General features: G+C 71.7%; 18 protein-coding genes. 6 read left to right on the forward strand and 12 right to left on the reverse strand.

The window, feature by feature from the left end; all coding sequences use genetic code 11:
• Nucleotides 1-42: 42 nt before the first annotated feature.
• Nucleotides 43-1194: a GlxA family transcriptional regulator gene (locus ACGFWE_RS30835; RefSeq protein WP_393603152.1), complete on the forward strand. Its 1152-nt coding sequence runs from the start codon at nt 43-45 to the stop codon at nt 1192-1194.
• Here the strand turns inward: ACGFWE_RS30835 and ACGFWE_RS30840 are convergent.
• The 3 genes from ACGFWE_RS30840 to ACGFWE_RS30850 form a co-directional block, all read right to left on the reverse strand.
• Nucleotides 1092-2165, reverse strand: a complete 1074-nt coding sequence (locus tag ACGFWE_RS30840; RefSeq protein ID WP_393603154.1) for a Zn-dependent alcohol dehydrogenase — start codon at nt 2163-2165, stop codon at nt 1092-1094. The two genes, ACGFWE_RS30835 and ACGFWE_RS30840, sit on opposite strands and share 103 nt — an antisense overlap.
• Complete coding sequence (locus ACGFWE_RS30845; RefSeq protein WP_393603156.1) at nt 2165-3316, reverse strand: acyl-CoA dehydrogenase family protein; 1152 nt, start codon at nt 3314-3316, stop codon at nt 2165-2167. The genes ACGFWE_RS30840 and ACGFWE_RS30845 overlap by 1 nt, the downstream gene beginning before the upstream one ends.
• 110 nt (nt 3317-3426) lie before the next feature.
• The gene (locus ACGFWE_RS30850; protein ID WP_352388648.1) at nt 3427-4293 is read right to left on the reverse strand and encodes an SDR family oxidoreductase; all 867 of its coding nucleotides are present in this window, start codon (nt 4291-4293) and stop codon (nt 3427-3429) included.
• Nucleotides 4294-4378: 85 nt separating this feature from the next.
• Between ACGFWE_RS30850 and ACGFWE_RS30855 the strand changes: the two genes are divergently transcribed.
• Entirely contained in the window at nt 4379-5305 is a 927-nt protein-coding gene (locus ACGFWE_RS30855) for a cyclase family protein (protein WP_352388650.1), read from the forward strand.
• 317 nt (nt 5306-5622) lie between these two features.
• Here ACGFWE_RS30855 and ACGFWE_RS30860 read toward each other — a convergent pair whose 3' ends face one another.
• The 3 genes from ACGFWE_RS30860 to ACGFWE_RS30870 form a co-directional block, all read right to left on the reverse strand.
• Nucleotides 5623-6084, reverse strand: coding sequence for an ATP-binding protein (locus ACGFWE_RS30860; protein WP_393603465.1), 462 nt, complete (start codon nt 6082-6084; stop codon nt 5623-5625).
• A 509-nt stretch (nt 6085-6593) separates the two neighbouring features.
• Nucleotides 6594-7466, reverse strand: a complete 873-nt coding sequence (locus tag ACGFWE_RS30865; protein WP_393603159.1) for an acyl-CoA dehydrogenase family protein — start codon at nt 7464-7466, stop codon at nt 6594-6596.
• Between the two features lie 123 nt (nt 7467-7589).
• A complete protein-coding gene (locus ACGFWE_RS30870) occupies nt 7590-8726 on the reverse strand; it encodes an acyl-CoA dehydrogenase family protein (protein ID WP_393603161.1) in 1137 nt (378 codons plus the stop codon).
• 149 nt (nt 8727-8875) lie between these two features.
• On the opposite strand from ACGFWE_RS30870, the gene ACGFWE_RS30875 reads away from it, so the two are divergent.
• Nucleotides 8876-10384 (forward strand): class I adenylate-forming enzyme family protein, encoded by a 1509-nt coding sequence (locus ACGFWE_RS30875; protein WP_393603162.1) that lies wholly within the window; start codon nt 8876-8878, stop codon nt 10382-10384.
• Here the strand turns inward: ACGFWE_RS30875 and ACGFWE_RS30880 are convergent.
• On the reverse strand, nt 10363-10875 hold the full coding sequence (locus tag ACGFWE_RS30880; protein WP_352388658.1) for an EF-hand domain-containing protein: 513 nt from the start codon (nt 10873-10875) through the stop codon (nt 10363-10365). The genes ACGFWE_RS30875 and ACGFWE_RS30880 overlap by 22 nt on opposite strands.
• A gap of 192 nt (nt 10876-11067) precedes the next feature.
• Nucleotides 11068-11448, reverse strand: coding sequence for an STAS domain-containing protein (locus ACGFWE_RS30885; protein WP_393603467.1), 381 nt, complete (start codon nt 11446-11448; stop codon nt 11068-11070).
• Nucleotides 11449-11771: 323 nt separating this feature from the next.
• Here ACGFWE_RS30885 and ACGFWE_RS30890 point away from each other — a divergent pair, with 323 nt between their 5' ends.
• Both ACGFWE_RS30890 and ACGFWE_RS30895 read left to right on the forward strand, forming a co-directional pair.
• Nucleotides 11772-12353: a sigma-70 family RNA polymerase sigma factor gene (locus ACGFWE_RS30890; protein WP_393603164.1), complete on the forward strand. Its 582-nt coding sequence runs from the start codon at nt 11772-11774 to the stop codon at nt 12351-12353.
• Nucleotides 12350-13942, forward strand: coding sequence for a maleylpyruvate isomerase N-terminal domain-containing protein (locus ACGFWE_RS30895; RefSeq protein ID WP_393603166.1), 1593 nt, complete (start codon nt 12350-12352; stop codon nt 13940-13942). Before ACGFWE_RS30890 ends, ACGFWE_RS30895 begins: the two co-directional genes overlap by 4 nt.
• Before the next feature lie 190 nt (nt 13943-14132).
• On the opposite strand, the gene purU is transcribed toward ACGFWE_RS30895, so the two are convergent.
• Together purU and ACGFWE_RS30905 are read right to left on the reverse strand one after the other, a co-directional pair.
• A complete protein-coding gene (gene purU, locus ACGFWE_RS30900; RefSeq protein ID WP_393603168.1) occupies nt 14133-15002 on the reverse strand; it encodes a formyltetrahydrofolate deformylase in 870 nt (289 codons plus the stop codon).
• Between the two features lie 46 nt (nt 15003-15048).
• Nucleotides 15049-15549 carry a hypothetical protein gene (locus tag ACGFWE_RS30905; protein WP_352388666.1) on the reverse strand — a complete coding sequence of 167 codons (501 nt, stop codon included), beginning with the start codon at nt 15547-15549 and terminating at the stop codon, nt 15049-15051.
• A 118-nt stretch (nt 15550-15667) separates the two neighbouring features.
• Here ACGFWE_RS30905 and ACGFWE_RS30910 point away from each other — a divergent pair, with 118 nt between their 5' ends.
• Nucleotides 15668-17017 carry an ABC transporter substrate-binding protein gene (locus ACGFWE_RS30910; protein ID WP_393603170.1) on the forward strand — a complete coding sequence of 450 codons (1350 nt, stop codon included), beginning with the start codon at nt 15668-15670 and terminating at the stop codon, nt 17015-17017.
• A gap of 34 nt (nt 17018-17051) precedes the next feature.
• On the opposite strand, the gene ACGFWE_RS30915 is transcribed toward ACGFWE_RS30910, so the two are convergent.
• Together ACGFWE_RS30915 and ACGFWE_RS30920 are read right to left on the reverse strand one after the other, a co-directional pair.
• Complete coding sequence (locus ACGFWE_RS30915; RefSeq protein WP_393603172.1) at nt 17052-18758, reverse strand: hypothetical protein; 1707 nt, start codon at nt 18756-18758, stop codon at nt 17052-17054.
• Between the two features lie 116 nt (nt 18759-18874).
• Nucleotides 18875-20260, reverse strand: coding sequence for a transcriptional regulator (locus ACGFWE_RS30920; RefSeq protein ID WP_393603174.1), 1386 nt, complete (start codon nt 20258-20260; stop codon nt 18875-18877).
• Between the last annotated feature and the right edge of the window lie 79 nt (nt 20261-20339).

Raw genomic sequence — 20339 nt, forward strand, 5'->3', positions numbered from 1 at the left:
CGATCCATTGGCCCGAAGGACAGCATTCGTTAGGATCGGGCCATGAGCCGTGGCCGTCAGGTCTCCCGCGACCGTCATGTCCCGAGCGACCCGGAGTTCCGCCCGCACCGCGTGGTCGTCCTGGCCATGGACGGTGTCCTGCCGTTCGAGCTGGGCATCCCGCACCGGATCTTCGGCCGTCCCCGGGACGCCGAGGGGCGCCTGCTGTACGAGGTCGTCACCTGCTCGATCCGTCCGCCGGGCCCGGTGCGGACCGACGCCGACTTCGCCGTCCAGGTCGAGCACGGCCCGGAGGCCCTGGCCACCGCCGACACCGTGATCGTGCCGGCGTCGTACGAACTGGGCCCGGTCTTCGAGCAGGGCGTGCTGACCGGTGAACTGGCCGCCGCCCTCGCCCACATCCGCCCCGGCACCCGGCTCGCCTCCATCTGCACCGGCGTCTACGTCCTGGCCGCCGCCGGTTACCTCGACGGCCGCCCCGCGACCACGCACTGGGCCGACTCCGACCGTCTCCAGCGGCTCTTCCCGCAGATCAAGGTGGACCCGGACGTCCTGTTCATCGACGACGGGGACGTCCTGACCTCCGCGGGCGTCGCCGCCGGCATCGACCTGTGCCTGCACATGGTGCGCCACGACCACGGCACGGCGGTCGCGAATGACGTGGCCCGCCGCACCGTAGTCCCGCCGCACCGCGACGGCGGTCAGGCGCAGTACATCCACCGGCCGGTGCCCGACCCTCAGCAGTCGACCACGACCTCGGCCCGCGCCTGGGCGCTCGGCCGCCTCCACGAGCCGATCCAGCTGCGGGACATGGCCGAGCACGAGGCCATGTCGGTGCGCACCTTCACCCGGCGCTTCCGCGAGGAGGTGGGCGTCAGCCCCGGCCAGTGGCTCACCCAGCAGCGCGTGGAACGCGCCCGGCACCTCCTGGAGTCCACCGACCTCTCCGTCGACCAGGTCGCCCACGACGCCGGCTTCGGCACCGCACAGTCGATGCGCCAGCACCTGCAGACGGCCCTCGGTGTCACCCCGACCGCGTATCGCCGCACGTTCCGGGCCGCCGGCGCAAACCCCGACTCCCCTTCCGGGCGCTACGACGACGTCGGCACCCCGCGCTGGAACGTGAGCACCCCCCGTGCCACCCGCCCCGCCTCCGCGTCCCCGACCGCCTTCTCGAAGTCCTCGATCGGGTAGGTCTCGGTGACCAGTTCGTCGAGGAGCAGCCGTCCCTGCCGGTAGAGGTCCGCGTAGAGCGGGATGTCGCGCTGGGGCCGTGAGGAGCCGTAGCGGCAGCCGAGGATGGACTTGTCCAGGAACATCGAGGAGACGACGAAGGACGCCTGGGCGCCCGCCGCCGGAACCCCCAGCAGGACCGCCTGCCCGTGCCGGTCGAGCAGGTCGACGGCGGCACGCACGAGTTCGACCCGCCCGACGCACTCGAAGGCGTGGTCCACCCCGTGCGGCAGCAGGTCCCGCACCCCCTCCGTCGAGGTCAGGAAGTCGGTCGCGCCGAACTGCCGGGCCATCGCCTCCTTCGCCGGATTGGCGTCCACCGCCACGATCCGCGACGCCCCCGCGATCCGGGCACCCTGGATGACGTTGAGCCCGATCCCCCCGGTCCCGATCACCAGCACGCTCTCCCCGCGGTCCACCCGGGCCCGGTTCAGCACGGCGCCCACCCCGGTCAGCACCCCGCACCCGATGAGCGCGGCGGACGTCAGCGGAATGTCCTTCGGGATGCGGACCGCCTGCACGGCCTTCACCACGGTCCGTTCCGCGAAGGCGGAGTTGCACGCGAACTGGAACACCGGCTCCCCGCCCCGCGAGAACGGCTTCTGGGGCCGCCCGATGGCCTTGCGGCACATGGTCGGCCGCCCCCGGTCGCAGTCCGCGCAGGCACCGCAGTTGGCGAGGGTGGACAGCGCCACGTGGTCACCGGGCCCGACATGCGTGACCCCCTCCCCCACCGTCTCCACCACGCCGGCGCCCTCATGCCCGAGCACCACCGGAACCGGAAACGGAATGGTCCCGTCCACGACGGACAGGTCGCTGTGGCACAGCCCGGCCGCCGCGATCGCGACCCGCACCTCGCCCGGCCCCGGATCCCGCACCTCCAGATCGTCGACGACCTGGATCTGCCTCCCGTCGAACAGCACGCCGCGCATCAGACGACCCCCTTGGGTTCCCTGGGCAGACCGAGCACGCGCTCGGCGATGATGGTGCGCTGGATCTGGTCGGAGCCGCCGTAGATGGTGTCGGCCCGCGAGAACAGGAACAGCTGCTGCAGCGCGTCGAGTTCGTACGGCGAGGAAGGCGACCAGTCCCCGGGCCCGACCGTCGCTTCCGCCCCCCGCACGAGCATCGCCAGTTCCCCGAGCCGCTGATGCCAGCCCGCCCACAGCAGCTTGGCCACACTGGAGGCCCCGGTGTCCCCCGAACCGCCCAGCGTCCGCAGGGCGTTCCACCGCATGCTCCGCAACTCGGCCCACTGCCGCACGAGCAGAGCGCGTACGACGGGATCGTCGACCGCACCCGTGCGTACGGCGGCCTGCACCACCCGGGTCAGCTCCTGGGCGAATCCCACCTGCTGGGCCAGCGTGGACACCCCGCGCTCGAACCCCAGCAGGCTCATCGCCACCTGCCAGCCCTGCCCCTCGCCTCCGACGACATGCTCGGCACGCGCGTGTGCCCCGTCGAAGAAGACCTCGTTGAACTCACTGGTCCCGGTCAGCTGCCGAATGGGCCGCACCTCGATGCGCCCGGGCTGGTCCATGGGAACGAGGAGAAAGGTCAGCCCCTGGTGTCGGCGCGACTGCGGATCGGTCCGGGCGAGCACGAAACACCAGTCCGCCTCATGAGCGAGGGACGTCCAGATCTTCTGCCCGCTGATCCGGTACGTCCCGTCCCCGGCCCGCGTGGCCCGGGTCCGCACCCCGGCAAGGTCGGACCCCGCCCCGGGTTCGCTGTACCCCTGGCACCACAGCTCCTCCCCGGCGGCGACGGGAGGAAGGAAGCGCGCCTTCTGCTCGTCACTGCCGTGCGCGAGAAGAGTGGGCGCGAGCAGCTTCTCCCCGATGTGCCCGGACCGCGCGGGCGCCCCCGACCGCGCATACTCCTCGGCCCAGACGACCTGCTGAGTGAGCGTGGCAGTCCGGTTCCCGTACCCGCCTTCCGTCCAACCGAGCCCAATCCACCCGGCCTTCCCAAGGGTCCGCTCCCAGACCCGCCGGTCCTGGGCCCCGTCCACATGGCTGGACAGCCATTCCCGCACCTCGGAGCGAAATACGTCGTCCTCAGCACCAAACCGGAAGTCCACGGGCCCCTCCTCTCAACACGGGTCGCGGTGACCGACCCCAGGGGCGCGGGGAACTGCGCGACAAGCCACAACCAACCCGCAGCCGCCAAACAACACACACCCCCGACCCATTAGGCATCCGGCCCCGAAAGCAACGGCATCGGATCGACTCCAACGCTCCCCGGCAAGAACTCCGCGATCAAACCCGGCGTCCACCCGCCGGAGGCATACGCCGCACGCAACTCCCGCGGCTGAGCCCACACCGCGATCTTCGACCCCGCCACGGTGTACACCTGCCCGGTGATCTCCCGCGCCCGCTCCGACAGCAGGTAGACCACCATGGCGGCCACATCCTCCGGCTCCCCGATCTCCGCGAGGTCGAAGGGAACGTTCGCCGACATCCGCGTACGGGCGACGGGCGCCACCGCGTTCGCGGTCACGCCGTACTTGTGCAATCCGAGCGCCGCACTGCGCACCAGCGAGATGATCCCGCCTTTCGCCGCGCTGTAGTTGGCCTGCGAATACGACCCCTGGTGGTTCCCGCTGGTGAACCCGATCAACGTCCCCGCCCGCTGCTGACGCATCACCGCGGAGGCCGCGCGGAACACCGTGAACGTCCCCTTCAGATGGGTGGCGAGGACCGGGTCCCACTCGTCCTCGGTCATGTTGAACAGCATCCGCTCCCGCAGGATCCCGGCGACACAGACGACACCGTCGAGCCGCCCGTAGGAGGACAGCGCGACATCGACCACCCGCTGACCGCCCGCCATCGTCGAGATGTCGTCGGCCACGGCGACGGCCTCGCCCCCGGCCGCCTCGATCTCCTTCACCACGGCCGAGGCGATCTCACTCGTGGGAGAGCCACCGTCCACGGAGACGCCGTAGTCGTTGACGACGACCCGCGCGCCCTCCGCCGCCGCGGCCAGCGCGACCGCCCGCCCGATCCCCCGTCCCGCGCCCGTCACGGCGACGACCCTGCCTGCCAAGAAGTTCCCCACGCCCGGCCCCTTCCCGCGGTTTCTGACGGACCGTTAGATTTTATGTCCCGTCAGATGTGCGGACACAAGCCCCGGGGAGGGCCCGATGTCACTTCCGGCCGCGTTCCACGACATCGCCAAGCGCGTGAACAACTGGGGCCGTTGGGGAGCCGACGACGAGATCGGCACCCTGAACCTGATCACCGACGAGGTCGTCCGCGAGGCCGCCGCGACCGTCCGCACCGGCCGCCGCATCCCGCTCGCCCTCCCGCTCAGGCAGGACGGCGTGCAGACCGGGATGATGCCGGGCCGGGTCAACCCGCTGCACACGATGGTGCAGATCAACCAGGAGATCTTCGGCCCGGGGACGGTCGCGTGCAGCGACGACGCGGTGACCATGGGCCTGCAGGCGGCCACCCACTGGGACGCGCTCACCCATGTCTCGCACTCGGGCATGCTCTACAACGGCCGCCCGGCCGGCACCGTCACCGCGCACGGCGGCGCCGAGTTCAGCGGCATCGACAAGGCCCGGTACGTCGTCTCGCGCGGGGTGCTGCTCGATGTGGCCCGGGCGCGGGGCGTGGACCGGCTCGACGGGGCGCACGCCGTGACGCCCGAGGACCTGGAGGCGGCCGAGGAACTCGCGGGCACGCGGGTGCGTGCCGGGGACATCGTGCTCGTACGGACCGGGCAGGTCCAGGTGTATCTCGCCGGGGACAAGGAGGCGTACGCCTATCCGTCGCCGGGCCTGTCGGTGCGCACCCCGGAGTGGTTCCACGCGCGTGATGTGGCCGCGGTCGCCAACGACACCCTCACGTTCGAGATCTTCCCGCCCGAGATCGAGGATCTGTGGCTGCCCGTGCACGCGCTGGATCTGGTGGAGATGGGGATGCTCCAGGGCCAGAACTGGAATCTGGAAAAGTTGTCCACAGCCTGTGGAGAAGTCGGCCGGTACGCGTTCCTGCTGTCGGCGATGCCCGAGCCGTTCGTCGGCGGCACCGGAACGCCCGTGGCCCCGGTGGCCGTGCTGTGAGGAGGTCGGTCGGCGGCGCGCGGATCCGCCCCGAGCACGGCTCGCGCGCCGCCGTCATCGACTTCCTTCCGCCCTGAGGAAATCGACACCGCGTCACGATCCGCACTCGTCGAGGGCTCCCGTCACCGCAACCCTCGGCGTCCCCTCGCGGCGAATCGCTGACCACCAGCGTCATCAATCGAACACGGTGCGTCAACACCCGTACGGGGATTTATGGCTTACGAGCTGTTTGTCACGACCGCGCACGGATGCACATCCCCGGCGCACCGCCTTCTCACTGAGGCGGGGTCCCGGCGGTGCCTGACACCGTGCGCCGGTCACACCGCCTCGAAGGCCAGCCCCTCGTAGGCCGAGGCATCGATGCCGTAGGTCTCCGTCATCTGCCGCGGCTGCTCGCAGCGGTCGAGTTCGCACCAGATGCTCTTGCCGGCGCCTTCGGGGCTCCAGCCCCAGCGGTCCGCGAGGCCGTCGACGAGGGCGAGGCCCCGGCCGCCGGTCGCGTCGCCGTCCACGCAGCGCGGCACCGGGGCCCGGCCGCTGCGGTCGGCGACCTCCAGGCGGACGGTGGCCGACTCCCCCTCGGCGCCCGGCAGGGACAGCCGCAGGACGGCCGGACGGCCGGTGTGCACCACGGCGTTGGTGACCAGTTCCGACACGAGCAGGATCAGCGTCTCCGCGAGCGGTTCGTCGCCCCCTATCCCGGATCCGGCGAGCCGCGAGCGGGCCCATCTCCGGGCTCGCCCCACTTCCGAGGGGTCGGGCCGGATCTCCAGCTGCACTTGAAGCACCTGCACCGCTCACACCATCCGAACCGGCGGGCACATGGCCTCGCGCCTCACGAGGGCCACGATCGTAGCCATTTTTTGCATGACCAGAACAATGACCAAAGCCGGGGTCACAGAACGTGAATCCCTTACGAGACAGCATGGTTGACGTACAGTCACGCCAACAAGCGCTTCGGGCATATTCCAGCGCGAAGGAGTACCCCTGCGAGATACTGTGCGACGCTCGCCGCGGGGAGTCGAACAGGCGGTGGACACAGGCCTTCCCGCCCTGCGAGCAGCGGCGCGCACCGCCGGGTCCGGGGCCGCCCCATCGGCAACACCGGCATGGCTCGTGCTCGGAACCACTCGCATCTCACACAAGGTACCGGAGCAGTCCGCCGACTCCAGGACGTGACGAGTCACACATAGGACACAACCCGATATCAACGCTCCGTGATTCCGGTATGCCACAATCCGCGACATCCACTCCGGGCCTCCCGGAGAGCGGGCCGGTCGCGGGCGCCTCAGGCCAACAGATCGACGGCGAGCAACTCCTCACTCTCCGCACCGCCGCCGCCCCGCCGGGCCCGCACCCAGGCCCGCTTCAGATGCAGCTGCACCTCGCACTCCCAGGTGAAGCCCATCCCGCCGTGCACCTGGAGACAGTCCCGGGCGCCCCGTTCGGCTGCCTCGTCGGCCAGCAGCCGGGCCGCGGCGATGTCCACCGGGTCCGCGGTCACGGCGGCCGCGTACACCGCGGCCCGGGCCGTCTCCGTCCGCACCAGCATTCGCGCGCACAGATGCTTGACCGCCTGGAAGGCCCCGATCGGCTGCCCGAACTGCTCCCGCGTCCGCGCGTGTTGCACGGCCAGCTCACCCACGCGCGTGGCCGTGCCCAGCTGCTCGGCAGCCGTGAGGAGCACGGCGACGGGATCGGCGGCTCGCGCGCGTGCTCCGGGCACCCGGTGCAGCGGCGTGAGCGGATCCACCGACTTCAGGGGTACGGCCCCCGCGGCGTCCCCCCGTACGACGTCAGCCTCCTCCAGCCACTCCACGAGTCCACCAGGGTCGACGTCGGCCACGACGACCGCTCCCTCGGCGGCCCCGTCCACGGCACCGGCCGCGAGGTGGGTCGCCACCAGCGGCCCCGGCAGCAGGGCCCGCCCGGCCTCCTCGAAGGCCAACACAGCCTCCGGCAGCCCCAGTCCGACCCCGCCCTGCGCCTCCGGCACCCGCAGCGCGAAGAACCCGGCGGCACCCAGCTCCCGCCACAGCGCCCGGTCCAGTCCGGGGGCGTCCAGGGCAGCGCGCAGGGCTTCCCCGTCGAAGCGCCGCGCAAGCACCTCCCGCACACCGGCCTGCAACGCCCGCTGATCATCAGTCAGTTGAAACCGCATGCCACGCCCTCTTCTCCACACAGGCCGCGACAGCCACCCAGGGGCGCGGGACTGTATTCGATTTGCGGCTACCGCCGCGTGGGCGCCACCAGCCACAACGGATCCGCACCCGGCGCTCAACCGCTACCGCCCCTTCGGCAACCCGAGAACCCGCTCCGCCACGATGTTCCGCTGGATCTGCGAGGTCCCGGCCGCGATCGTGTACGACAACGACGACAACCGCTCCAGCACCCAAGGCCGTTCAAGATCCAGCGACTCCACACCCAGGACATCCGCTGCCGCGTCGTACAACTCCTGCCGCGCATGCGAGTACCGCAACTTGAACACCGACCCCCCGACCCCCGGCACCCCGCCCCCACTCGCCTCCGCCTCGCTCACGTTCCACTGCGTCAGCCGCCACAGCGCCCGGAACTCGGCGTTGAGCCGCCCCAACCTCCGCCGCACGGACAGGTCTTCCCAACGACCGTTGCCCCGAGCCTCCGCGGCCAGTGAACGCAGCACCCGCCGGCAGGCGACGACCTCGCCCACGAAGGCCGTGCCGCGCTCGAAGGACAGCGTCACCATGGTCACGCGCCAGCCGTCGTTCTCCTCGCCGACCCGGTTGGCCACCGGCACCCGTACCTCGTCGAGGAACACCTCGGCGAACTCGGCGGACCCGGCGAGGGTGCGCAGGGGACGCACCACGACCCCGGGCGCGGACATGGGCATCGCCAGCCAGGTGATGCCCCGGTGCTTCGGGGCCGCCGGGTCCGTACGCACCAACAGCTCGCACCAGTCGGCGACTTCGGCGTGCGAGGTCCAGATCTTGGACCCGCTCACCACATAGTCGTCGCCGTCCCGGCGCGCACGGGTGCGGAGCGAGGCGAGGTCGCTGCCGGCGTCCGGTTCGCTGAAGCCCTGGCACCAGACCTCCGCACCGCGCAGGATCGGCGGCAGCCAGCGTTCCCGCTGCTCAGGCGTGCCCTCGGCGGCGATCGTCGGACCCGCGTGGAGCAGTCCGACGAACCCGGCGCCGACATAGGGCGCGCCCGCGGTCTCCGTCTCCTCCAGGAAGATCAGCCGCGTGGTGGGCGACGCGTCCCAGTGCACGTGCGCGTACCCGGCGTCGTAAAGCATGCGCTGCCAGCCGAGGTCGTACGCCCGGCGTCCGGGCCAGTCCTGCGGGGACGGTTTCGGCGGCAGCGTGGGGAGCGCCTTGGCGAGCCACTCCCGCAGCCGCGCCCGGAACTCCTCCTCTTCCGGCGTGTACGCGAGATCCATGGCGGCACTCCACATCTGATAACCCGTCAGATACCGCTCGCACCGGAAGGTTAGGCCCCGCACCCCTGGACCGACAAGGCGTGGCGCCCTACGCTCTGCCCACGATCTGACGATGCGTCAGTTCTGGTCAGTGCCACGAGGGGGCCACCGTGACCGACACCGCCCACGCGCTCAGCGCGTCCCGCACCCTCTGGGAGCTGGTCGCCCGCCGCGCCGAGCTGACCCCCGACCGTGCGGTCCTCCTCCAGGACGACCGCACGCTCACCTTCGGCGAGCTGCACGCGCGCGGCGAGCGGGTGGCGGCCGGCCTGTACGACATGGGCGTACGTCCCGGCACGGTCGTCGCCTGGCAGCTGCCCACCCGTATCGAGACGGCCCTGCTCTCCTTCGCCCTTGCCCGCCTCGGCGCCGTGCAGTCCCCGGTCATCCCCTTCTACCGGGACCGCGAAGTCGGCTTCGCCCTGCGGGAGTCGAAGGCGGAGTTCTTCGCGGTCCCGGGCGTCTGGCGCGGCTTCGACCACACGGAGATGGCCCGGCGGCTCGGCGCGAAGGGCGTCTTCGAGGCGTACGACGACCTCCCGGACGGCGACCCGGCCGTGCTCCCGCCCCCGCCCGCCGAGGGCACCCGCGTCCGGTGGATCTACTGGACCTCGGGCACCACCTCCGACCCCAAGGGCGTGCTCCACACGGACCGTTCACTGATCGCGGGCGGCTCCTGCCTCGCCCACGCGCTGCGCCTGACGGCTGACGACGTGGGGTCGATGGCCTTCCCGTACGCGCACATCGCGGGCCCCGACTACACCGTGATGCTGCTGCTGTACGGCTTCCCGGCGGTGATGTTCGAGCAGTTCGCGCTGCCGGACGCGCTGGAGGGCTACCGCAGGCACGGGGTGACGGTGGCGGGCGGTTCGACGGCGTTCTACTCGATGTTCCTCACCGAGCAGCGCAAGCGGCCCGGTGCCCCCGTGATTCCCTCGCTCCGACTGCTCGCCGGCGGCGGGGCGCCCAAACCGCCGGAGGTCTACCACGCCGTCGTACGGGAGCTGGGGGTGCAGCTCACCCACGGGTACGGCATGACCGAGGTGCCGATGATCACCATGGGGGATCCGGACGACACGGTGGAGAACCTGGCGACGACCGAGGGGCGGCCGCCGGAGGGGATGTCCGTGCGGATCGTGGACGGGGAGGTGCGGCTGAAGGGGGAGGCGGTGTGCCAGGGGTATCTCGACCCGGCCCAGACAGCGGAGGCCTTCGACGAGGAGGGCTATCTGCGCACCGGGGATCTCGGACATCTCACGGCCACCGGCCATCTGGTGCTCACCGGGCGGCTCAAGGACGTGATCATCCGCAAGGGCGAGAACATCTCGGCGAAGGAGATCGAGGACCTGCTGGCCGCGCATCCGGCCGTCGGGGACGTGGCGGTGATCGGGCTGCCGGACGCCGAGCGCGGGGAACGCTTGTGTGCCGTGGTGGAACAGCCCGAAGGCGCCGAGCAGCTGACCCTGGACGCCGTGACGGACCATCTGCGCGCGGAAGGGCTGTCGACGCACAAGCTGCCGGAGCAACTGGAGGTCGTGGACGCCCTTCCGCGCAACGAGACCCTGCGCAAGGTGCTCAAGTACAAGCTGCGCGAGCGCTATTCGGGGACGGTGAAGTAGCGGGCGAAGGCGGGCACGATCTCGGCCTCGCCGACCTTGCCGTCGCCGTCGGTGTCCAGGGTGGCCGCGGCGGCCCGGGCGAGGTCCTCGCTCGCACCGAGAATCCTCAGCACGCGCGCGGTGTCCTCGACGGTGGCGCGTCCGTCGCCGTCCTGGTCGGCGACGGCGATCGCCGCGTGCAGGAAGGGGCGCGCGATCTCGGCGAACCGGTCCGGGTTGTCGCGCAGCCGCTTGAGCGCGCCGTTCACGAACTCGTCGCGGGTGATCCGCTGGTCGCCGTCCCGGTCGGCGATCCCGGCCATGCCCTGCCAGAACGCCTCCGCGCCGACGTACAGCGCCTGTCCCTTGTCGGAGCGCGCGGCCGTACCGAACTCCGTGAGCAGCGCCTTGGCCGCCACGTTGAAGTCCTCGCGGTCGATGTAGCCGTTGCCGTCCTGGTCGAAGGTGGCGAACCGGTCGGCGATCCTGCGCTCGTACTCGCTGCTGACCATTCTCTTCGCGCCGCCTCACATCACATCGGGTGCATCTCGCACGGAGCGTACGACGCGAGTGGCACCCCGGGGGCCGGAAGGCGGTGCTTGTGCCGACACCGGGAGAATTTCGGGACAAGGGTGTGGCAGTCGGGGTGCCCCAGGTCACAGCCGTGCGTACAGAAGAGCCTTACAGGTGTACGGGTGTACGGCTCAGGCGGACAGTGGTTCCGCCTCCTCGTCGGTCGCCGAGTCCACATCCGGGTGCACCTCGAACAGGCGGCGGACGCCCAGCGCGCCGAGGACGCGGTTGACGTGGGAGCCGTCGGCCGCGCCCTGGGCCGGGAGGATCAGACGCAGATGGCCTCGGCAGGAATGGATCAGGCGGCGGGAGGCGATGAGGACGCCGACGCCGCTGGAATCGCAGAAGTAGACCTCGGAGAGGTCGAGGACGAGACTGTGGCGCCCCTCGGCCACCACGTCGTGGACGTGCTGGCGGAGCACCGGGGAGGTCACCAGGTCCAGCTCGCCCGACACACTGAGCACGGTCCACTCGCCCTGCTCGTCGCTGGTCACATTGAACGCCACCACCATGCCCTTCATTCGCCGGAAAGCAAACGGAAGCCCTTCTTACGCTTCCTTGCAGCGTGGCTGCCCAGCGGCGGTTCCCTGAAACACAGCCCCAGAAACGGAAAGCGGGTGAAAGAGGCTTGTTCCGGTCGTCTTCGTTCCTGTTCGATCGGGTCCGGCCAGGGAGTGATGGGGTGAAGAGGCAGGGGAAGGTCCACTACCACCTGAAGCCCTTCGGGGGGCGCGCATTGGAACAAAGGGGCGTGCGCTGCCGGAGGTGCCGACTACATTCGAGGAGATGGTCGGCGCAGGCTTGACCCGGACACTTCCAGGGGTGAGGGGGCCGCATGGCGAAAAAGGACGCACCACCCCGCTGGGACCGCAAGATGCAGCAGCGGCTCGCACGCGGTGAGGCGGCCGCCCTCGGCGAGCTCTACGACCGTTTCGCTTCACTTGTGCACGGCCTCGCCCACCGCGTGCTCGGAGACGAGCGCGCGGCCGACCGCATCACCCGGGACGTCTTCGCCCACGTGTGGGAGCACCCCGAGACCTACGACCCCAAACAGGGCCCGCTGCGCTCCTGGGTCGCCGGGCTGACCCACCGCCTGGCCGTGCAGCGGCTGCGCGCCACCGAGACCGCCGCGCTCACCCGGGCCGGCGAGGGCTCGGCCGAGGAACTGGAGCGCAGGGTGCGCCACGCCTCGGTCGCCGCGCGCGCCGACTACATCGTCCAGTCCATGCCCACCCCGCTGCGGGCCGCCCTGGAGCTGGCCTACTTCCAGCGCCGCGACTACCGCCAGGCGGCCGCCGACCTCAGCATCACCGAGGACGAGGCCCGCCGCCGCCTCCGCCTGGGCCTCCAACTCCTCTCCACGGCCCACGACACCGGAGCACCGGGGGCTCCGCCGGGATACGGGGGCGCGGCATGAGCGACGACCTCGAGACACAGGACGATCGGGACGGGTACGGGGGGCGGGGGGTGGCTTCCGAGGGCGCGGGGGGTGTCCGGGGCACGGGCCGGGTTGGCGACGCCTGGGACGCTCGGGAAACGGACGGCACAGGTGGAGCGCCCCTCCCAGGCCCCGACGGCACAGCCGGCAGCGGGGTCGGGGGTGCTGAGAGCACGGTTGCTCTCGGGCACGGTCACGACGTCGGCGACCCGGACGAAGACGCCGGCCCGCCGAGCGACCCCGGCACAGACGGGACCAGCGGCGGCACAAGCGGACCACCCTCCCCGGGACCCGACGGCACAGCCGGCTCCGGTGCGGGTGGCCCGGGCGGCGCCGGAGGCCATGGCGGCGGTGGCGAACCGGGCCGGCCGCCCCGCATTCCGCTGCCCCGCTCCTCCATCGAGGACACCGGCCGGCCGCTGCCCGCGCTGGAGGAGCCGGTTCCGCCCGCTCCCCTCGTCCTGGAGCACCGTGTGCTGAAGTCGCTGCTCGGGGCGTGGGCGCTCGCCGCGTGTTCCGCGGAGGAGACGGCCGCCGTGGAGGACCACCTCGGCGTCTGCGGCTCCTGCGCCGACGAGGCGCTGCGGCTGCGCGGCGCGGTGGGCCTGTTGCAGCGGCCGGAGAGCCTCGACCTGGACCCCGGCCTGCGCACCCGCGTCCTCAACGGCTGCCTCGACCGGCGTCCGCCCCGCATCCCGATCCCCGAGTGGGCCATGCCGTACGACGCCGAGACCGCCCGCCTGGACGCCCTGCTGCAGGACTTCGGCGACGCCGAGTGGCACTCCCCGGTCAGGCTCCGCTGGTTCGACGCCGACGAGGCCACGAGCCGCCGTACGACGGTCGCCGGGGTCATAGCCCACCTGCTGTCGGTCGACGGCCTCGTCGCGGTCGCCCTCGGCCTGGACGACCCCCTGGGCGAGACCCCCGCGGACGCGCCCACGCCGTCGAGCCGCACCGAGGCGTTCTGGCGCGCGTCGCACTTCCCGCCGACCCGCACCGTCCGGACCCCCTGGCGCGAGCAGAGCCACGACCTCGTCCGCACGGTGTCCTTCACCGGCGGCACCTCCGGCAGACTCGAGGTGCCCTACGGCGACTTCGCGCTCCCCCTCCACGACGCGATGCTGGACCGCGCCTTCGAGTGCTGGGTCCACGCCGAGGACATCGCGGAGGCGGTCGACTACCCCTACGACCCCCCGTCCCCCCGCCACCTCAACCGCATGATCGACCTGGCCGCGCGGATGCTGCCCGCGGTCCTGGCACAACGGCGGCAGAAGGGGCTGACGTCACCGACCCCTGGACGGCATCTCGTGAGCGCCGGAGGTCCCGGCCGCAGCCTGCGTCTGGAGATCGAGGGGCTGGGCGGCGGCGAATGGCTGATCCCGCTCGACTCCCCCGCGGCGGTGGGTTCGGCGGACCACGAGGTGGCGCACGTGGCGCTGGACGGCGTGGAGTTCTGCCGGCTGGCAGCGGGCCACGTGTCTCCTGCGGAAGCTGCGGCGGGGCAACTGGGTGACCGGGAGGCGATCAGAGATGTGCTGTTCGCCGCGGCGAGCTTGAGCCGGATGTAGGGGTGGGCGGGGGATTCGTCGGCGGCTGCGGGTGAGTGGGGGCTGGTCGCGCCCGCGCGGCGGAGCCGCAAATAGACACAGCCCCGCGCCCCTGAAGGTGCGTCCAGCTGACTTCTTTTAGGGGCGCGGGGAACTGCGCGAGCAACCACGAACCACCCGCAGCCGCCCGACGCCCAGAACCCCCGAGCTCCTAGGCGAACACCACAGTCCGCCGCCCGTTCAACAGAATCCGGCGCTCCGCATGCCACTTGACCGCCCGCGCCAGCGCCTGGCACTCCACGTCCCGCCCGATCGCGACAAGCTGGTCCGGAGTGACGCCGTGCCCCACCCGCTCGACCTCCTGCTCGATGATCGGCCCCTCGTCGAGGTCCGCGGTCACATAGTGCGCCGTCGCCCCGATCAGCTTGACCCCCCGCGCATGAGCCTGGTGATAGGGCTTCGCGCCCTTGAAGCTCGGCAGGAACGAGTGGTGGATGTTGATGATCCGGCCGCTGAGCTGCTTGCACAGGTCGTCGGAGAGGACCTGCATGTACCGGGCGAGCACGACGAGTTCGACGTCCTGCTCGCGCACCAGCTCAAGGAGTCGCGCCTCCGCCTCGGCCTTGTTCTCCCGCGTCACCGGAATGTGGTGGAAGGGAATGTCGTACGACCCCACGAGCTCGGCGAAGTCGGTGTGGTTGGAGACCACGGCGGCGATCTCCACCGGGAGGGCTCCTATGCGCGCGCGGAACAGCAGGTCGTTCAGGCAGTGCCCGAACTTGCTGACCATCAGCACGACCCGCATCCGGTCCTCGACCCGGTTGATCTGCCAGTCCATGGCGAAGGAGTCACCGATCGCCGCGAAGGACGCCCGCAGCTTGTCCACCGTGACCGGCGCCTCCGCCGCGAAGTGGACGCGCATGAAGAACAGGCCCGTGTCGCGGTCGCCGAACTGCTGGCTGTCCTCGATGTTGCAGCCGGTCATGAAGAGGTAGCTCGACACGGCGTGCACGATGCCCGGCTTGTCGGGGCAGGACAGGGTCAGGACGTACTGGTCGGCGGGGGCGGACTGCTCGTTCATGCAGGACAGGGTCGCATATCCGCACGCGCGGCAGAGACCGCGTCCGTCACGCGGACCGGGTCATGATCTGCAGCACCTGGAGCGTGCGCGGCGGCACATCGGGATCCTCCCCGTCCGCGCTCGCCATCCGCACGTGCGCGTCCCGCGCCGCCCGCACCGCGTCCGGCCACCCCGGGTTCTCCATGTACACGGAGACGGGGGCGTCCGGACCGACCTGGTGCATGATCCGCAGCACCCGCAGCACGGCGGTGTCGACGAGGGCCGCCTCCTGGGAGTCCCGGAAGATCGTGCCGACGTATTTCTCGGCGGACCAGTTGTCCAGCCAGGTGTCCTCGACGAGGCGGTACACGGCGTCGGTGACGTCCCCGTACCCCTCGACACCGGCCAGCCAGACGTTCTGCTGGAAGGCGGGGTCGGAGAGCATGTGCAGCGCGGAGCGCACATTGCTGCGCCAGCGCCACCACGGCATGTCGTTCTGTGGCATGCCGCCCATGGTGGAGGAGCGACGGCCGCGACGGGAAGAGTTCTCCGAACCTTGCACGGTCACCGATCGTACGTTCCTCCCCCATACGTGCCTCACAGGCCCTCGCTGTTCACCCTTACGTCACCTCTCGTCGACCGAGCGTCACATCCGAGTTGGCGATGTGGCGGAAGCGTGTGTGCCCATGACCGGCAGGCGACGCATCCGCAGCACCTTCCGCAGCACTTTCCTCCACCGGCACCACCGGCCCGTCAGAGCCACCGCCCTCGCGGCGGGGGCACTGGTGGCGTGTGCTGCCCTCACCGCCGGCTGCGGGGTCGTCCCCGGCACCACGGCGGGTTCCGGGGGCGGCCCGATCAAGGTGATGACCTGGGCCCCGTCGGACACCGAGGCGACCAACAAGCCCGGCATGCCCGCCTTCGCCCGGGCCTACGCCCGCTGGATCAACTCCAAGGGCGGCATCAACGGCCGCCGGCTCACCGTCCTGACCTGCAACGAGCACAACGACGCCGTGTCCGCGGCGACCTGCGCCCGGCGCGCGGTCAAGGAGAACGTCGTCGCGGTCGTCGGCTCCTACAGCCAGTACGGCGATTCCTTCTTCCCGCCGCTCGAGGGCGCGGGCATCCCCTACATCGGCGGCTACGGCGTCACCAACGACGAGTTCACCAGCCCGCTGTCCTACCCCGTCAACGGCGGCCAGCCCACCCTCCTGGCCGGTCTGGGCAAGGAGCTCGCCGCGGCCTGCGGCAACGTCACCCTCGTACGGCCCGACACCATCGCGGGCGACGAGCTGCCCATCCTGCTGGACTCCGGGCTGACCACCGGCGGTCACCGGGTCGCGAGCGACGTGCGGGCGGCGGACGACGCCACCGAGTACTCGGCGCAGTCGACGAAGGCGCTCGACAGCGCGGCCGTCGATGATCCGGCCCGTGGTGCGAAGCAGGGGTGTGTGGTGCCCGCGCTCGGCGACCGCACCAGCACCTTCATGGACTCCTTCCGGCGCGCCCGCGAGGAGTACCCGGCCGTGCGCACCGCCATGGCGATGGGCAGCGTCGACCAGACGGTGATCGACGCGTCCGGCGGGGCATCGGGGCCCTACGAGGGGTCGTACATCACCGGCTGGTACCCGGTGGAGAGCGACGCCCGCTGGGACGCGATGAAGAAGGTCATCAGCGCGGAGGCCTTCGGCGACAACCGCATCGACTCGGCGGACGCGGGGGTGCAGACCACCTGGATCGCCTACACGGTGTTCGAGAAGGCCGTCGAGTCGCTGGGCGGCGGCGAGGTGTCCGCCGACAGTGTGCGCGGCGCCCTCAACGGCGGCCTAAAGATCTCCACCGGCGATCTGACACCGACCCTGCGGTGGCCCACCCGGGACACCTGGAGCTCCACCGACGACCTCGCCTCGGTCGGCTTCCCGCGCCTGGTGAACGCCCACGTGACGCTCCAGGTGGTCCGTCAGGGCCAGCTCGTGTCGGCGCGCGAGGGCTTCACCGACGTGACGAGGACCCTGCGGAACGCGGACGTCGACTGACCCGCGGGGGCGTCCAAGCGCCCCCGCGGACCGTTCACAGCTGGGTGGCCGTGCGCTCGGTCAGGCTGTACTTCTTGGCGATGGCGTTCCACAGCCGGGCCGCCTCGGCCTTCGCGGTGCTGGCGGTGCCGCTGTCCCGGTTGCCGGCCTGGGTCTGGCCCGTGGTGCGGGCCTGGCCCTTCTTGCAGCCCTTCTTCCCGCCGGCCTGGTCGGCCCAGGCGGCGTAGTGGCTGTCGGCGGACGCGGACGCCTGCCAGGCCTTGGTGAGGGCGTCGGTCAGCTCGGCGTGGTTCGGCAGCTGGTCGACCTCGAGCGTCTTGAGCCGGGTCACCAGGCCGGTGCGCTGGGACGCGGCGTTCCGCAGGTCCGTGGCCGCCTGGCCGAGGTTCTTGCAGGACTTCACGTTCGCCACCGCGCTGATCACCGACGAACGGCTGTTGCCGCTGTCGGCGAGCAGCTTGTCCAGCTCGACGGCCTGCGCCTTCGCCGGGTCGGCGGCCGGCGCGGAGGACCCGTCGGTCGCGGGGGCCGAAGCCGACACGGTCTGGTTCTTGTCGCCGCCGTCACCGCCGCCGCCTCCGGCGAGCAGCGCGCCCGCGCCGATGCCGAGGACGACGATCCCGATGCCCACGGCGGCGATGACCGGCACCCGCGAGCGCCTGCGGCCACCTCGGTCACCGTCGTCGTAGAGATCACCGCCCGGCGGCCCGTACGGCGGCTGGGCGCCGTACGTCGGCTGCTGGGCCCCGTACGACGGCTGCTGGGCCGCGTACGCGGGCGGTACGGACTCGGGCCGGCCGAAGCGGGGCATCTGCTGCGTGGAGTCGGCCCCGCCGTCACCGCCCGGCCCGCCGCGGAAGAGGTTGTCGAAGTCGGAGGGCGGCTGCCGGTCCCCGCCGTAGGACGCGCCGAGGGCCTGTCCGGGCACGGGCGCGATGAACTGCGTGGCCTCGGCGTCGGGGCCGGTGGGCGCGCCGTACGGGGCCTGCGGGTACTGACCCGGGAACCGCGCCGCCTCGGCGGACACCTCGGGCGGCAGCGCGCCGGGGCGCACGGGCGGGAGGTACTGGGTGGCTCCCTCGGGGGAGGCCGGGGCCGACGGGACCGGCGGGATGAACTGGGTGGCGCCTTCGTCGGCGGGCGGCAGCGGCGCGGAGGCGGGTGTGCCCGGTGCCGCTGACGGGAGGGGCTGGCCGACGGGCGGCAGGTAGTAGGACGTCGGCTCGTCGGTGTTGTAGCCCGGCGTGGCCTGCTGCTGCTGCGGTGCGCCGGTGCCGGGGGTCTCGTAGGGCGCGACCTGGCCCTGCTGCGGGGGCAGCGGCTGGGACTGCGGCTGCGGCTGGGACTGGGGCGATATGCCGCCGGCCTGCTGCTGGGGTGTCCCCCAGGTCTGGGCGGGCGGCTGCGACCAGTCCTGGGCCTGCGGCTGGTAACCCTGGTCCGGCTGCTGCGCCTGGTCCTGCTGCCGGCCGGGCCCCCACGGGTTGCCCCAGGCCTGGCCGCCGGGCGGCTGGGCATAGCCGGCGTCGGCGGCCGGGCCGGGTCCGGCCGCCTGCGGAGGGCTTCCGTAGCCGCCCTGCTGCTGGGGGTCGCCCTGCTGCGGAGGCCCGTAGCCGGGCTGCGGGCCGCCGTGTCCACCCGTCTGTCCCGGCAGCAGGGGTTCCCCGCCGTCGGAGGGCAGCACGATGCCTTCGCGCGCTTCGCGCGCCGAGGGCTGCTCGCCCTGTCCACTCTGCGTCACCGGGACTCCTACTTATGGGGGAACTTCGGAATCGTCGGCTCACGCTACCGGGTCCTCCGAGCCCGGTGCCACGTAGCACAGGACGTGACCTGCGCCCCTGTGACCGCAGTAACAAATTACGCGGCCGCCTGAAGATCCAGCCGGGCCCCGAACTCCCTGACGACGGGCTCGTCCCGGAACGGTTCCAGGCGCTGCTGGAAGTCGTCGAGATACTCCGCGCCCCGGTTGGAGCGCAGGGTCTCCAGCAACTCCACCGCTTTCAGGCCGGTATTGCAGGCCTGCTCGACCTCGCGCTGCTGCACCTGCGCGGAGGCGAGCAGGACCAGACCGATGGCCCGCCGGCGCGCCTTGTTCTCGGGGAGCCCGTCCAGGGACTCCTGCGCGCACCGCGCCGCCGCGTCGGCCTGGCCGAGGTCGCGGTGGCAGTGGGCCAACTCGTCGGCCAGATAGGCCTCGTCGAAGTGCGCGATCCACGCCGGGTCGTCACCGGAGGAGGGGTCCGCCGCCTCCAGGGCGTGCACGGCCCGTCCGGAGGCCGCCTGGGTGGCCCGCGCATCGCCCATGAGCGCGTGCCCGCGGGCCTCCGCCGCGTAGAACATCGCCTCCGCGCGCGGTGTCACCCGCCCCCGCGCCCCCTCCTGCGCCGCCCGCGCCAACTGGGCGATCTCCCGCGGGTTCCCGAGCTGCGCGGCGAGATGGCTCATGGACGCGGCGAGCACATAGCCGCCGTATCCGCGGTCGCCCGCGGCCTGCGCGAGCCGCAGCGCCTGGATGTAGTACCGCTGGGCCAGGCCCGGTTGCCCGGTGTCGATCGCCATGTACCCGGCGAGCTCGGTCAACCGCGCGACGGCGGCGAACAGTTCACGCCCGGTCGCCTCCCGGTACGACCCCGCGAGCAGCCCGGAGACCACGCTGTTGAGGTAGTGCACGACGACCGGGCGCACATGCCCGCTGCCGTACTGGTGGTCGAGGTCGACGAGCGCCTGGGTCATCGCGCGCACGGCCGCCACGTCGGACTGCCCCACGCGCGGGCCCGCCTGGCGTGCCACCTGCGAGTCGGGAGAGGAGATCAGCCAGTCACGGCTCGGCTCGACCAGCGCGGACGCGGCGACCGAGGAGCCGGACAGGAAGTCCCGGCGGCCCACGTCACTGCGCCACAGCTCACACACCTGCTCGATGGCGCCCAGTACCGTCGGCGAGAACTGGAGCCCGACGCCGGAGGCGAGGTTCTTGCCGTTGGCCATGCCGATCTCGTCGATCGTGACCGTACGGCCGAGTTTGCGCCCGAGGGCCTCCGCGATGATCGCGGGCGCCCGGCCCCGCGGCTGCTGTCCGCGCAGCCAACGGGCCACGGACGTCTTGTCGTAGCGCAGGTCGAGGCCGTGCTCGGCGCCGCACATGTTGACCCGGCGGGCGAGCCCGGCGTTCGAGCACCCCGCCTCCTGGATGAGCGCCTGCAGCCGTTCGTTCGGCTGCCGCGCGACGAGAGGCCTTGCGGCCATGGCGTACCCCCTGTGGCTGCGGTGCCTGCCCACGCACCGAGTTGACGTGTCTTCCACCGAAAAGTTCCGGCCGTGAAGA

Source organism: Streptomyces sp. NPDC048523 (genome assembly GCF_043199815.1).
Lineage (GTDB): Bacteria > Actinomycetota > Actinomycetes > Streptomycetales > Streptomycetaceae > Streptomyces.

What these genes read in the sequence shown, in the direction of transcription:
- purU (WP_393603168.1), bottom strand. Translation starts at nt 15,002, where the DNA reads ATGAACGAGCAGTCCGCCCCCGCCGACCAGTACGTCCTGACCCTGTCC.
- ACGFWE_RS30920 (WP_393603174.1), bottom strand. Translation starts at nt 20,260, where the DNA reads ATGGCCGCAAGGCCTCTCGTCGCGCGGCAGCCGAACGAACGGCTGCAG.
- ACGFWE_RS30885 (WP_393603467.1), bottom strand. Translation starts at nt 11,448, where the DNA reads ATGGTGGTGGCGTTCAATGTGACCAGCGACGAGCAGGGCGAGTGGACC.
- ACGFWE_RS30855 (WP_352388650.1), top strand. Translation starts at nt 4,379, where the DNA reads ATGTCACTTCCGGCCGCGTTCCACGACATCGCCAAGCGCGTGAACAAC.
- ACGFWE_RS30880 (WP_352388658.1), bottom strand. Translation starts at nt 10,875, where the DNA reads ATGGTCAGCAGCGAGTACGAGCGCAGGATCGCCGACCGGTTCGCCACC.
- ACGFWE_RS30890 (WP_393603164.1), top strand. Translation starts at nt 11,772, where the DNA reads ATGGCGAAAAAGGACGCACCACCCCGCTGGGACCGCAAGATGCAGCAG.
- ACGFWE_RS30895 (WP_393603166.1), top strand. Translation starts at nt 12,350, where the DNA reads ATGAGCGACGACCTCGAGACACAGGACGATCGGGACGGGTACGGGGGG.
- ACGFWE_RS30840 (WP_393603154.1), bottom strand. Translation starts at nt 2,165, where the DNA reads ATGCGCGGCGTGCTGTTCGACGGGAGGCAGATCCAGGTCGTCGACGAT.
- ACGFWE_RS30910 (WP_393603170.1), top strand. Translation starts at nt 15,668, where the DNA reads ATGACCGGCAGGCGACGCATCCGCAGCACCTTCCGCAGCACTTTCCTC.
- ACGFWE_RS30835 (WP_393603152.1), top strand. Translation starts at nt 43, where the DNA reads ATGAGCCGTGGCCGTCAGGTCTCCCGCGACCGTCATGTCCCGAGCGAC.
- ACGFWE_RS30865 (WP_393603159.1), bottom strand. Translation starts at nt 7,466, where the DNA reads ATGCGGTTTCAACTGACTGATGATCAGCGGGCGTTGCAGGCCGGTGTG.
- ACGFWE_RS30870 (WP_393603161.1), bottom strand. Translation starts at nt 8,726, where the DNA reads ATGGATCTCGCGTACACGCCGGAAGAGGAGGAGTTCCGGGCGCGGCTG.